Source organism: Phocaeicola sartorii JCM 17136 = DSM 21941 (genome assembly GCF_054653615.1).
In genome coordinates this window covers 3880502-3893211 of record NZ_BAAIFW010000005.1, presented here as the reverse complement: position 1 = coordinate 3893211, position 12710 = coordinate 3880502, and the positions used below count along the sequence as shown (strand labels likewise).

General features: G+C 37.7%; 8 protein-coding genes and 1 pseudogene. 6 read left to right on the top strand and 3 right to left on the bottom strand.

The window, feature by feature from the left end:
* Position 1: 1 nt before the first annotated feature.
* Positions 2–955, bottom strand: a complete 954-nt coding sequence (locus tag ACYQ0C_RS16395; RefSeq protein WP_229091420.1) for a tyrosine-type recombinase/integrase — start codon at positions 953–955, stop codon at positions 2–4.
* A complete protein-coding gene (locus ACYQ0C_RS16390; RefSeq protein WP_008024682.1) occupies positions 948–2201 on the bottom strand; it encodes a site-specific integrase in 1254 nt (417 codons plus the stop codon). The genes ACYQ0C_RS16395 and ACYQ0C_RS16390 overlap by 8 nt, the downstream gene beginning before the upstream one ends.
* A gap of 146 nt (positions 2202–2347) precedes the next feature.
* Here ACYQ0C_RS16390 and ACYQ0C_RS16385 point away from each other — a divergent pair.
* Both ACYQ0C_RS16385 and ACYQ0C_RS16380 read left to right on the top strand, forming a co-directional pair.
* Positions 2348–2725: pseudogene (locus ACYQ0C_RS16385) on the top strand (PDDEXK nuclease domain-containing protein); the annotation flags it as partial.
* Positions 2726–3580: 855 nt separating this feature from the next.
* Positions 3581–3748, top strand: a complete 168-nt coding sequence (locus tag ACYQ0C_RS16380; protein ID WP_139015983.1) for a YjbH domain-containing protein — start codon at positions 3581–3583, stop codon at positions 3746–3748.
* 112 nt (positions 3749–3860) lie between these two features.
* Here ACYQ0C_RS16380 and ACYQ0C_RS16375 read toward each other — a convergent pair whose 3' ends face one another.
* A complete protein-coding gene (locus tag ACYQ0C_RS16375; protein ID WP_016275506.1) occupies positions 3861–4442 on the bottom strand; it encodes an RNA polymerase sigma-70 factor in 582 nt (193 codons plus the stop codon).
* A 137-nt stretch (positions 4443–4579) separates the two neighbouring features.
* On the opposite strand from ACYQ0C_RS16375, the gene ACYQ0C_RS16370 reads away from it, so the two are divergent.
* The 4 genes from ACYQ0C_RS16370 to ACYQ0C_RS16355 all read left to right on the top strand — a co-directional run bounded on the left by ACYQ0C_RS16370 (position 4580) and on the right by ACYQ0C_RS16355 (position 12705).
* A complete protein-coding gene (locus ACYQ0C_RS16370) occupies positions 4580–5599 on the top strand; it encodes a FecR family protein (protein WP_016275507.1) in 1020 nt (339 codons plus the stop codon).
* Positions 5600–5715: 116 nt separating this feature from the next.
* Positions 5716–9255: a TonB-dependent receptor gene (locus tag ACYQ0C_RS16365; RefSeq protein WP_032941683.1), complete on the top strand. Its 3540-nt coding sequence runs from the start codon at positions 5716–5718 to the stop codon at positions 9253–9255.
* Positions 9256–9273: 18 nt separating this feature from the next.
* Complete coding sequence (locus tag ACYQ0C_RS16360) at positions 9274–11151, top strand: RagB/SusD family nutrient uptake outer membrane protein (RefSeq protein WP_016275509.1); 1878 nt, start codon at positions 9274–9276, stop codon at positions 11149–11151.
* 45 nt (positions 11152–11196) lie between these two features.
* Entirely contained in the window at positions 11197–12705 is a 1509-nt protein-coding gene (locus tag ACYQ0C_RS16355) for a pectate lyase (RefSeq protein ID WP_016275510.1), read from the top strand.
* Positions 12706–12710: the final 5 nt, after the last annotated feature.

Genomic DNA, 12710 nt, shown 5'->3' with positions numbered 1-12710 from the left:
GTCACATTTTAGGGAAAATATCAAAACCAATGATATCTATTTTTCTAATTAATTCGGGATACATCTCTGACGTAAGCCGAACATAGTTATTCGTCGCCCGCAAAGATTGATGTCCAAGGTAAGTTGATAGGATCGGCAAAGAACAATATAAATCCATACCTTCTTCAGCCATTTTAGCAAGAGAGTGAACGGCAAATGTATGTCTCAAGTCATGCAGACGTATGCGGTCTTTGGGAATGTTTGCTTGAATGAGTATTTTGCAAAATCGACGATATATGCTATCCCTGTCACAAGCCCTTCCTTTAAGTGTGATAAAAAAGGGAGTAGTATCTGATATCTTTACGGGTAATCTGTTTCTATGTACAACATAATCTTTAAGAACCTCTGCTAAAGAAGTGGAAAATGGGACAATCCTGTCTTTGCCGTTTTTTGTATCTCGTAAAATGAAGTATTCTTCCTCAAGATTAATATCTTCATTGAGCAGAGACAAGGCTTCACCTATGCGTATTCCTGTTCCGTATAACATGCGAAGCAGTGAAGGCATTATAAAAAAAGAGGATCTCATATCATTATTTCCACTTTGCATATTATCACATGTCGTAAAAATTCGTTCTATCTCTTTTGATGAAAAGATATGAGGGATAAAGGTATTTCTCAATGACGGGGTTCTTGGTATATATGAGCGGATTCCTTTTTTGTTAAGAAACGAAGAGAAAGCACCTAAAATATAGCACCTACGATAATGGTAACTATTGGATTCATTGTCACGTTCCTTGCACCATGCATCTGACAACTCCTTGGTAATACCTATTGCAGTCTCATTTCTTTCAATAGTAAATCTATCAAATAAAGTCAGGACAAACTCTCCCCCAATATACTTAAATCCCATACTGCGCTTCAAGCTCACAAACTCTCTTATCAATGAGGCGTAAATGCCTTTAAAATTTCTATTCATAAAAATAGCCTCCTTTCTGGGTATAAAAGTTTTCACATACAGGTGATACATCAAGGGAGCATTTTTTCAGTGATTGGATATCTATTCTTAGATAATAACTTGTTGATTCCGTGTTCTCATGCCCTAAAACTTCGCTTATAACAGGGAGCTTTACCTGCTCTTCTAAAAGAAGTGTCGCTAAGGAATGTCGAAGGGCATGTGCGCCATGATGCTTGTTCTTTATATTTACGTTGGCTTTAAGAAAATATTTCTTGGCTATCTGGGATATGACCGGTTGGTTTATGTGAGTATAGGGAGAACGTGCCAAGAGAAATATATATGATGACTGGGACTTTGGACGTCCATACCGTAGATATTCAATAATAGCATTGCCTATTTCCGGTAGAAGTGGCAGTTCTAATTCCTTATTTGTTTTATGCTGGATTAAACGTATGGCATTATCCTCCCACAATATATTTTCAAACTTTAAATTTGCTATATCAGAAGCCCTCAAACCAAGCATTGTGGCTAATAGAATAATTGAGTAATTACGTTTTCCTGTAGTCGTACTTCTATCCACAGAAGACACTATCTTTTTTATTTCTTCAGAAGTGTAAGCTGACGGTAGCTTAGGCTGTTTCTTATAATTATCTTTTGGAATAAATGCCGCTAAATCCATATCTATAATTTTGTGTTCATATAGATATCGGAAAAAGTTACGTAGAATATGGATGGATATACTTGCTACAGATTTATATTTAGTACCAATGGTATTAAGATATTTAATGATGTGGGTAATCTCAACTTGTTCTATGGAGGCTACTTTTGCAGATGTTAGAAAATCAAGGAAACGATGGAATATTTGTTTGTGATTGTAGATAGTGTGTCCGGACAAGCGTTCTTGACTTCGAGATAATATATATTGCATCATCAAACTGCCAATCTCTCCTTTCAATTCTACCGGAACTTTTCTTGGAATAACTTGGCCTGTAATGAGGTAATTTTTCAGGAGTAAGATAGCGGATAAAAATTTCTTGTCACCAGATTTTAATGAAGTTAAATCTTTAGAACCATAAAGAGAAGATAAAAAATCATCGCAGACTTTAGGGGTGAGGGAATGCAAATCATTGTTCTCCATGAACTGCCTTAATTGATTCCATTTCCATGCATAGCCTTCCAATGTACTATCTGTACGAGAAAAATCCTCTTTTAAGATTTTCAGCATAGAGGATGTGACTGCTTCAAAAGTTGTTGAGTGATCATTCATACGTCATTAATTTAAGTTGTGGCAATATCACCGCACTTAAATTAATGAAATTCTTATGTAAAGAAATAAATGATTATATTTTTATAATTACTTTTGTAGCTGCGATTTAGTTTAAGTCACTTTGCATAATAAATTTGTTGGCATAAGAACTAGGGAAAGGTTTCTTGTTTGAAGCACGTCAGAAGCGATTTACTTTCGATGAAGAAAATTTTTATGTCGACTTGGTTTTCTATAACCGACTTTTACAATGCTATGTGCTGATTGACCTGAAAGTAGATAAACTGGCTCATCAAGATTTGGGACAAATGCAGATGTATGTCAACTACTATGACCGTTATGTCAAACAGGATTTTGAAAAACCGACAATCGGCATTCTACTTTGTAAAGAAAAGAAAGATGCGTTGGTAGAACTTACTCTGCCGAAAGATTCTAATATCTATGCACAACAATATGCCCTTTACCTTCCAGATAAGCAGTTGTTACAAGCAAAATTGAGAGAGTGGATAGAGGAGCAGGATGAATAAATTCATAATCTCTTCCTGTTTGAGAAATTCGACAAAGCAATTAGATGTTAAACGATAAACAATAAGATTTATTCGAATATGTTTGATCAATCATTTTCAGTTGAGAATTACCTGTCTATCTTTCTGAGAGGATTATTTAATGTAAAACAGGCTTTGTTGTAAAGAAAAGTATGTGGACTTCGTGGCCCAAGTAAGTGGTGTTACTTTGCCTGGGAACATATCTTACTTTGCCCACGAAGATATCTTACTTTTTTCAGTGGGATATGGTCGTTTATAATACTCTATAGAGAATCCTCTGAAGGAAAAATAAGGCGTTTCGGCATGTGGATGCCGTTATGGGATAAATAACAGGTGAAACTTTAAAAAGCTCTTGTTCTTTTCTGAAAAGAATAAGATGTTTGAGGGATTAGTAACGTACATGTCGGAAGGTTGGTAACGTGTGGACTATTAGATTAGTAATGTTACAGGTATAAGATATATATCTTACCAGTATAACAAATATAAGCACGTTGTAACCAGCCTGCAAAGTCAGAAAAGGCATGGTACAAGATTTTGTGAAAAATGAGGCGGGATTTAGAAAAACATGGTGCGGAATGATGCGCAGGGCAAATGTTGAGAATCCATATAAAGAGTGCGATACAGTATTTCAATAAATGGGGGTGGTTTTGGGATAGTGAGCGCAGGAGATGGAATAGGCAAGTGATGGCTGCTGTAGAGAGAGAAATGGAATTGACTTCTTCTGCCTCGAAATATTAGATTCTTATTTTGGATATTGGCAATGTGTTATAAATGAAAAAGTTTTTATTGATACTTTTTATATGGGTATGTATTGTAAATCACATTAAGGCTCAATACATGTATGGTACAACAGGTTTGCTTCAGATGCCTACTGCCGAAATGCAGAAGGATAAGACTCTTATGTTTGGAGTCGGTGCACTTAGTTCTCAAATCATACCTTCCAAAGAATGGTGGGGCAATTATTATACGTTGAATTATTATGTGAATATTACTATCTTTCCTTAGCTGGAAGTAGGATACGACTGTGTGTTGGTCAAAGCAAAGCCGGAGATTTATCACTGGGTACCTTAATTCCTTTTTCCCTTCATCGAAATTTCTTCCTGTTCTTTCTTTATTCCTATTTAGGAGCAAAAAAGAATAGAAGTAAGGGCAAATAATCTTTTAATTCCTTCCGTAATAGCTTTAGTGCTTGTTGAATTCTGTAATCTACCGTTTTGGAAGATATGTTCAATTCTTCTGCAATTTCCTGGTAGGTCTTGTTTTGGAAACGGTGCATTTCAAAGGCTACCCGATAAGATTCTGGAAGATTAAGAATTGCTTTTTCTATTTTTTGTGTTAATTCTTCTATAATATAGAAATCAGGATCTTCGAATAGTTCCTGTATGTCTGGAGTGAGTATATTTTCTATTTGGAATCGAAGGGAATTTCTGTTCATTAAGGTATAACATTTGTTTTTTACTGCTTTGAACAAATAATGATGAACAGAAGAATCTATATGATTTGTTTTTCTATTTTCCCATATCTGTAACATGGTATCTTGAACTACTTCTTCTGCATCTTCTAATGAAACAAAACTGCGGGCAAAAGCACAAAGCATAGCATAATATTTGATGAATAAAATATCAAATGCCTTCTTATTGCCTTGCTGCATAGATATATACAGTTGCTTATCTATCAAATTATCATTTGTGGTTTCCATAGATTATAGAAGAAAAATGTTACTGCAAAAATACATAATTTTAAATATGAAAGCACTTAATCGAAAAATAATTCAAAAAAAACAGTTTTTGGTTTAGGAACTTTTAATCTTGGTTAGACTTATTATAAAAGAACATTATGATAAACTCAGATACCCGAATAGATGAAGCGCTTTTACTCCGTTATTTTGAGGGAGAAGTGACTCTAAGTGAAAAAGAAGAGATTGAAAAATGGATCATCTCTTCCGAAGCAAATAAAAAGCTGGCCAAGCAGATTTATTATCTTTCTTTTGCCACAAAAACAATGGATACCTTAAAACGGACTGATGCACGGGCTGCTTTGAAGGAAGTCAGAGGTAGGATAAGAAGGGAACGACAGTTACAATGGGGGCAATGGGCACAGCGTGCCGCTGCTGTTCTTGCCATACCTTTGCTGCTGTCTACTTTTTATTTATGGATGAATGGTAATGGGCAAAGTAAGGTGAATTTTATAGAGATTCGTACTAATCCGGGAATGATTACTTCTACTACTTTGCCTGATGGAACCTATGTGACTCTTAATTCCAATTCAACTATTATTTATCCTTCTCATTTTGATAAAGAAAGCCGTAAGGTACAATTGAATGGGGAAGCTTATTTTAAGGTGAAAAAAGATGAGAACCATCCTTTTAAAGTCATAACGCCACAGAAAGCTGTTGTAAAAGTTTATGGTACTCAATTTAATGTGGAAGCCTATGCTGATGATGAAACGATAACGGCAACGTTGGTGGAAGGAAGCATTGCTATGGCTTATGAAAATAAGAAAAGCAATTGGGCGGAACAGAAGATTCAACCGGGACAGGAAATTGTCTATACAGCTACGCAGCAACAAATAAAAATAGATCAAGCGGATGTAGAGGTTGCCACTTCCTGGAAAGATGGAAAACTTATTTTTCGCGATACTCCATTTAAAGAAGTTCTTAAAATGCTATCTAAACGTTTTGATGTGGATTTCGTAGTAAAGAATCCCAAATGTTTTGAAGCCTCTTTTACCGGTGTACTTGAAAAACAACGTTTGGGACGAATCCTGGAATATATCAGTGTGTCCTCAAGTATAAAATTCAAGTATACAGAAAGTAATGATATTCATCAAGAAAAACAGAAAATAGAAGTTTATTAATCTTTTTAAAATGACAAGCTATGTTGAAACATCCTACGTAAACAATCTACAGAAAAAACACACTACTTTTTATCTGTAATCAAATTATGAAGTTAAAATTAAATCTATTTATGAAAATGAAGAAACCAGTATGTAAACTGCCTTTGTCTCTGAAAATGACTCTTTTTGTTCTTTTCAGTTTTGCCAGCTTGTTATATGCTAGCAATAATTATGCACAGAGAACCATGTTGAACATCAGTTCTCAGACTCGGACGGTCTCTGAAGTCCTGACCGAAATTGAAAAACAGACGGATTTCACCTTTTTCTATAATAATAAGCAGGTTGATTTGAAGCGTAAAGTAACCTTGAATGTCAAGAATGAGAATGTTTTTTCTGTTTTAAAGAAGCTTTTCTCCGGAACAAATACGACTTATAAAGTCTTGGATAAGAGTATTATTCTTTCTGAAAAGTCTGCCATCTCTTCCACAACGAAAGAGGTAGCCATCGTACAACAGGCTGATCGTAGCGTAAAGGGCGTGGTGGTTGATGATAAAGGAGAGCCTGTAATAGGTGCTACGGTGATGGTTAAAGGTTCTACTAATGGAACTATTACGGATTTTGATGGAAATTTTACATTGAATGATGTCTCAAGTAATGCTTCTTTGATTGTCAGTTATGTGGGGTATGTAACTGAAACAATAAGTGTGAATGGAAAATCTTCTTTCAAAATTGTGATGAAAGAGGATGCTAAAACTCTTGAAGAAGTGGTTGTAATAGGATATGGAGTAGTGAAAAAACGTGATTTGACCGGTTCTTCTGTTTCGGTTACCGGTGCAGATTTAGCGGAAGTTCCTGTTACCAATGCGGCTCAGGCGCTAGCAGGAAAAGCTGCCGGAGTGAATATTGTTTCACAGAACGGAGCTCCTGGGGCTGAAGTGAATATTACCGTTCGTGGAGGTACTTCCATTACTCAGTCTACTACCCCTATCTATATTATTGATGGCTTCCAGTCGGAAGATGGTTTGAAGAATATTGATGTAAATGACATTAAGACTATTGATATTTTAAAAGATGCTTCGACAACAGCTATTTATGGAGCGCGTGGATCAAATGGTGTGGTTCTTATTACGACCAAAAGTGGAAGTAGTGGCAAGACAACTGTGAATTACAACGGCTATGTATCTGTGGATTGGTTGGGCAAGAAACTGGATTTGCTCAATCTTGAACAGTATGCCAAATATCAGTATGAATGGTGGACTCTTGCCGGAGAAATGAATCAGTATACACGTATGTTTGGAGGGGATTATACGGATGATGGATTTTATACAGGAGCATGGTCTGATATAGAGCAAACTTATGGCGGACGTTCCGGAATAGACTGGCAAGATAAGATTTTTGGTGGAAGTGCTCTCACTCAAAGCCATAATCTATCTCTTTCTACCGGAACGGAAAAAACTCAAGTATTGGTAAGCTACAATAATATGTCGCAAGACGGTATCGTAACAAATCACGGATATTATCGTAATACGATTCGTACTAAAGTAAATTCCCAGCTATGGAAAAATGTACGTTTTGATATGAATTCTTCTTTTAATTATGCCAAGACATTGGGAGGAGGTTCTTATTCCGGATTAAAACAAGCCATTCTGCGTCCAGAGACCGGTGGAATACTGTTTACAGACGACCAATTAATCAATGAGGAGTTAAATACCGAATTCCGTACTTTCAGCAATGAATATGATGTGTATAATCCATTGATAACCAACGATGCTGTAATAAATAAAAAACTTAGCCGTATTTTTAGTGTCAATGCCGGTGTAGATATTGATTTCTTGAAAGATTTTACATTCCGTACAGCAGGTAGTTATAATTGGGCTCAAATCAAAACGACTAATTTTGATGATGGCCGTACAGCTAATGCACAACTCAAAGGCGGACCTTATGGCAGTATTAATAATAAGGAACGATATGCTTATCAATGGACCAATACATTGAATTGGAAACATACATTTGAAAAGCATGACTTGGGCGTTTTGTTAGGACACGAATTATACTATACAAATACATCTGGTACTGAAACAGCCTATAAGGCATTTCCCGATACTAATTTCGGCCTTAATGACATTAGTATGGCCACTCCCGATACGTGGAAGTCTTCTTTGGAAGAAAATGCTTTGTTGTCTTTTTTTGGTCGTCTCAATTATACTTTTAATGACCGTTATCTTTTTACTGCGACTTTACGTGCAGATGGTTCTTCTAAATTTGCCGAGGGTAATCGTTGGGGGTATTTCCCCTCAGCAGCGGCAGCTTGGCGCGTTTCTGAAGAAAGTTTCTGGAAAGATAATGCTATCGGTAATGTTGTCAATAATTTCAAATTAAGAGTAGGTTATGGAACTACCGGTAACTGTAATATTGATAATTATATGTATACAACAGCCTATAATGCTACGGTCTATCCTGTTGGCAATCAGGAAACAGCGGCTTTGGCACCCGGCAGTACAGTCGGTAATAATAAATTAAAATGGGAAAAAACCGTCTCTACAAATATCGGACTGGACTTAGGTTTATGGGGAAACAGAGTTAACCTGACATTGGACTGGTATAACAATAAGAGTGATGATTTGCTTATGAAAGTGGCTATCCCGACATCAACCGGTTATACGCACCAATATCAGAATATCGGTTCTATCCGTAATCGCGGTCTTGAGATAGCTATAAGCAGTACGAACATCCGCAACAAGCATTTTACTTGGACTACCGATTTCAATATCTCCTTCAATCGTTCCAAGGTCTTGAGAATAGACGGTGAGAATGAATATTATCAGACTAGCGTCAGTGGTGGTACTAATTCTTCTGTTCTATACCGTGCCATCGTTGGTCATTCTTTAGGTGAAATGTATGGGTATAAGACCAATGGAGTTTATACTACCGACGATTTTGTACAGAATGGCGATAAGTATGTCTTGAAAGATGGTGTTATTTACCAGAAAGGATCTGTAAAAACTCAATACAAACCGGGTGATATCAAGTATGTAAATACTACGGGACAGACGGATGATAAGGGGACACCTGTTTATAATTCTGATGATATGACAGTCATCGGAAATGCTAATCCTGATTTTACCGGAGGCTTTAAAAACACTTTTTCTTATAAAGGGTTTGATCTTTCTGTATTTATGGTATTCTCTTATGGAAATGATATTTTTAATATGTCTACTCAGCGCTTTGTCGGCCCATACCAACCGTACCAGAATATGCTTGCGGATGCTGCCAATCGTTTCACTCTGCTGGATCCCCGTACAGGAAAAGAAGCTACGGATCTCAACCGTATAGCTGAGCTTAATCCTAATCAGCATGATCCGAACATTCTGTGGAGTATCCATAATGACAACCGCGCAGCCATTACTACTCCGCTTGATCGTTTTGTGGAAGATGGTTCTTATCTCCGTATAAGCACTATTACTTTGGGTTATACTTTCCCGAAAAAGTGGTTGAGTAAAGCTTTCATCAGTAATCTGCGTTTATATTGTACATTAAATAATCCGTTCACTATTACGAATTATTCGGGTTATGATCCCGAAGTTTCTAAGGAAAGTTCTATTTTGACTCCGGGTATTGATGATTCTTCTTATCCACGTTCCAAAGGATTTGTATTTGGCATTAATCTTTCATTATAATAATAGGAGATTTGTATTATGAAGAAAATAGTATATTATATAGCTGTTGCCCTTTTGGGGCTCAATTTCGGTTCTTGTTCCGATTTTTTGGATCTTCCTTCTAAGTCGAAAACAGACAGTGAAAGTGTTTTCTCTTCCATTGATAAAGCTGAGATGGCTGTTCTTGCTTGTTACACAGGTATCTGGATGCAGGACGCTTGGTATAAGGCTCAGAATGGAACAGATGAAATGTGGTCTACTGAGAGCAATTCGAATGCTAATAATTATGCGGCCAATTATGTACTCAATGACCAAAGTTGCCCCACCGGCATTTATACTACCTCTTATTCCAGCATCGAGCGTTGTAATTCATGCTTGAAGGGGTTACGGGCAATGAGTCTTTCGGGAGAGGACGAGAGAAAGTGTCATATTTATATAGCTGAATGTCTGGCTGTCCGGGCTACTTGCTTTCTGAATTTGATTCGTTATTTTGGAGATGTACCTTATCCTACTGTTCCTGTATTGGATATGACGACTTTTTCTTCCTCCCGTGTTGATAGGGATGAGATTTATGACGGTATTATTGCCGATTTGCAGGAAGCTGTCGAAATACTTCCTTGGTATAGTGAAGGCTTTTTCTCTACTCCTGAGCGGATTTCCAAAAATGCTGCTTATGGATTGTTGGCCCGTACGGCTCTTTATGCAGCAGGTTATGCTTTGCATTGGGATCTGAATACTTATGATAAATCCACTCTTCAGATGCGTCGTCCTTTGGATGAATCGCGTGTAAGAAAATTATATACCATTGCTGATGACGCTTGTAAAGCAGTGATTAGTAAAGGTGAAAACAGTTTGCTTTCCAAATATGAGGATGTGTTCAGAGCCTTGAATGAGGGGGGTGTTTATAACCCTGAAGAGGTAATGTTTGAATATGCTGAGTTTGGCAATACAACCAATGGTCGTGTGGGATATACAAATGGACTTTGCATTCATGCTTCTAATGCCCTTTATGGTAAAACATTGCCTTTGCAATTGATTCATCCTACCTTTTATCTTTCTTTTGCCGATGATGATACCCGTCGGGATGTTACAGTGGGTAATTACAGTATTGATGCGGCTGGTAATGATATTGCTGTGCCTTATGGTGCTTTGAATTTGGGAAAATGGCGCTGCAATTGGAAAGCGGGTCCCCGTACGGCCACTTTGAAAACGGATGTCAATTGGCCTATGCTTCGTTATTCGGATGTATTGTTAATGTATGCGGAAGCTGAAAATTACTTGAACAATGGACCCACGGAAGCAGCTAAGGCGGCTTATGAACAAGTTCGTCTGCGTGCTTTTGCAGGAGATGCTTCCCGTATAGGTATCACACCTTCTACTTATGATACTTTTTTTAAAGCTATTGTGAAAGAACGTGCCTTTGAATTAGCTACAGAAGGGTGGCGGCGTACTGATCTTATCCGGTGGAACTTGTTGGCTGAAACTTTAGCTGAAACAAAAGCAAATACCGAGAGACTGGCTATGCGTGAGGTCCCTTATAATGAGGTGAAGACTTATCGGGCATATAAAGAAGCAATTTCTACTTCTTGGAAGGACCCTTTGGTAGGCCTTACCTATATAGATTTCGATCATCAGCCCACAGAAACGGAAATGAGTGAATTGGTTGTCCGGTATGGAGGCACTTGGAATTGGGTGAATATGTTTACTACTCCCAATATTGCCGGAGAAACAAATTCCGGTATAGCCGGACAATCTAAAATATTGGGTTATAAGGAAAACAATAACACGTTGCCCGCTTGGATTACCGAGTTATATCGTGGGTTTATCAAGAATCAGGCTGAACTTTATACTTTGAGCACCACAGCCATTATTGATGTTAATCCTGGGTTAACCGGTCAGCAACATCCTGCTTATTAATCAATAAATTATAAACATTTCTATATAGGAAGAGGGAAGAATAGTATGAAAATGATATGTATGGCGGTAATGCTTTTCATTACCTTGTTGTCTGCTGGAGCACAGAAAAACATTCCGGCCTCTGATATAAAAACGGCTATGATGAAAGCTACACGTTTCATGGTAGAGAAGGTCAGCAACCGTGGTGGCTATTTATGGAATTACAGTCCTGATTTCTCCCGTTGTTGGGGTGAACTGGAAGCTAAACCAAGTATGATATGGATAGAAGCTGGTACACCTGCCATGGGGAATGTGTTTTTGAATGCTTATCAATTGACAGGAGAATCTTATTACTTGAAAGCGGCGCAAGCGGCGGCAGATGCTCTTATTTGGGGACAACATCCAAGTGGGGGATGGCCCTATATGCTGGATTTTTCCGGAGAAATTTCGCTTAAACAATGGTATTCCAAAGTACAGAAGGGATATATTCATTGTGCTCAGGAACATGCTCATTATTATGGAAATTGTACTTATGATGATGCGGCTACCTATGATAGTGGAATGTTTCTTTTGCGTATGTATTTACTGACTCTGGATCCGAAGTATAAGTATCCGGTAGAAAGGTGTCTTGATTTTGTTTTGGAGAGTCAGTATCCTATCGGTGGGTGGCCGCAACGCTATCCTCTCCGTTATGAATATGTGAAAGGTGATAAGGAAGACTATACTTCGTTTATTACCATTAATGATGGAGTTCATACTAACAATATTAATTTTTTATTGGCTTGTTACACTTTATTAGGTGAAACTCGGGCATTGGAGCCTCTTCAGCGGGCTATGACTTGTGTCTTGGCTTTGCAGGGAGGAAAGCCTCAGGCAGGTTGGGCTATGCAGCATAAGTTGGATCTCAATTACTCTCCAGGTCATGCCCGTGATTTTGAACCTGCAGGTTATGCAGCTACAGCTACTGCCGAGATGTGTCGCAACTTGATGCGCTTTTATCGTTGGACTGGGGATACTAAATATTTAGCCCGTATTCCGGATGCTTTTGAATTTCTAGAATCTATCCGATATAGCGATGCGCAAATGAAACAATTGGGTAAATCTGTAAAACCGGGACAGATATTGTGTCCAACTTTTGTAGAAGTAGGTACTAACAGACCTCTTTACCTTCATAATGATCCGGATCATTATTGGGTGGATTATGATTATCATGGACTCATAACTCATTATAGCTCTACGCGGGCTATTGATTTGCAATCGTTGAAAGATGAGTATCAGCATTTGCTCTCTCTCTCCAAAGAGGAAGCGACAAAAGATTCCCCGTTTATCGGTCAAACGGATATTTCTGGAACTTTACTAAGTCATTTAATGCGTGGCAAAGTGCAGCAAGCAGATACACAAAAAGTGGATAGTCTGCTCACTATCTTGAAGAAAAAAGATTATTTGCCCGGTCGTTTGCCTAGTGTCTCGAAAGAGAATCCGGGTTTCTCTGATGCTCCTCTTCCTTCTGAAGTCATTTCCATCAAGGAATATATGAATGGTATGTCTACATTTATTCAGTACCTTACTAAATAGTGTGT